General features: G+C 65.7%; 3 protein-coding genes. 1 reads left to right on the forward strand and 2 read right to left on the reverse strand.

Annotation, left to right across the window (positions count from 1 at the left end; translation table 11 throughout):
* On the reverse strand, positions 1-413 hold a 413-nt coding region (locus QZM67_RS39745), incomplete at its 3' end, for a hypothetical protein (protein WP_301811924.1).
* Positions 414-416: 3 nt separating this feature from the next.
* Entirely contained in the window at positions 417-686 is a 270-nt protein-coding gene (locus tag QZM67_RS39750; RefSeq protein ID WP_301811926.1) for a hypothetical protein, read from the reverse strand.
* Between the two features lie 97 nt (positions 687-783).
* Here QZM67_RS39750 and QZM67_RS39755 point away from each other — a divergent pair.
* Positions 784-1,579 (forward strand): hypothetical protein (locus QZM67_RS39755; RefSeq protein WP_301811922.1); only part of this gene is annotated, 796 nt, incomplete at its 3' end.

Genomic DNA, 1,579 nt, shown 5'->3' on the forward strand with positions numbered 1-1,579 from the left:
GTCACGTCGCTGTCGACTTCCGCATCGACCGGTCTCTCGTCGGCTAACAGCTCGATCGGTTCGCTGTCGACCTCCACGTCGACCGGTCTCTCGTCGGCCAACAGCTCGATCTCTTCGCTGTCCACCGGCGTCACGTCACTGTCGACCTCCGCGTCGACCGGCCTCTCGTCGGCTAACAGCTCGATCGGTTCGTTGTCGACCGGCCTGAGCTCGACCAACAGCACGGTCCTGTCGCTGTCCACGTCGACGTCGACCGGCCTCTCGTCGGCCACCAGCTCGATCGGCTCGCTGTCGACCGGCCTGAGCTCGGTCACGGTCAAGACGGACAACCTCGGCACCAGCACGGCATCGGCGCTCGGCGGCGGGTCCAAGTACGATCCGACGACCGGGACGGTCTCCGCACCGGCGTACACGACCTACAACGCGAACGGCACGACGACGACCGCCAACAGCGTCGGCTCGGCGATCAACAACATCAACAGCCAGGGCATCAAGTACTTCCACGCGAACTCGACCGGCGCCGACAGCACCGCGACCGGCACCGACGCCGTCGCCATCGGCAGCGGCGCCATCGCCAGCACGAACAATTCCGTCGCGCTCGGCGCCGGCTCGAAGGCCGACACGCCGGCCGTCGGCACGAGCAGTGCAACCGTCGACGGCGTCACGTTCGGCGGATTCGCAGGCACCGCGCCGGTTGGCCCAGTTAGCGTCGGCAGCGCCAACAACGAGCGGCAAATCACCAATGTCGCCGCCGGCCAGGTAACGTCGACCAGTACCGACGCGATCAACGGCAGCCAGCTCTATTCGGTCGCCGCACAGGTTGGTAGCGCGACCAGCGCCATTTCGTCGCTGTCGACTTCGACGTCGACGGGCCTGTCGTCGGCTAACAGCTCGATCGGCTCGCTGTCGACTTCCACGTCGACCGGCCTCTCGTCGGCCAATAGCTCGATTGGTTCGCTGTCGACTTCCACGTCGACGGGTCTGTCGTCGGCCAACAGCTCGATCGGTTCGCTCTCGACCTCGACCTCGACGGGGCTGTCGTCGGCTAACAGTTCGATTGGTTCGCTGTCGACCTCGACCTCGACCGGCCTGTCGTCGGCCAACAGCTCGATCGGCTCGCTGTCGACTTCGACCTCCACGGGTCTGTCGTCGGCCAACAGCTCAATCGGCTCGCTGTCGACTTCCACGTCGACCGGTCTCTCGTCGGCCAACAGCTCGATCGGCTCGCTGTCGACTTCGACCTCCACGGGTCTGTCGTCGGCCAACAGCTCGATCGGCTCGCTGTCGACCTCGACGTCGACCGGTCTCTCGTCGGCCAACAGCTCGATCGGCTCGCTGTCGACTTCGACCTCCACGGGTCTGTCGTCGGCCAACAGCTCGATCGGCTCGCTGTCGACTTCCACGTCGACCGGTCTCTCGTCGGCCAACAGCTCGATCGGTTCGCTGTCGACCTCCACGTCGACCGGTCTCTCGTCGGCCAACAGCTCGATCGGTTCGCTGTCGACCTCCACCTCGACGGGTCTGTCGTCGGCCAACAGCTCGATCGGCTCGCTGTCGACTTCGACCTCCACGGGTCTGT

This window comes from Burkholderia sp. AU45251 (assembly GCF_030482905.1).
Lineage (GTDB): Bacteria > Pseudomonadota > Gammaproteobacteria > Burkholderiales > Burkholderiaceae > Burkholderia > Burkholderia aenigmatica.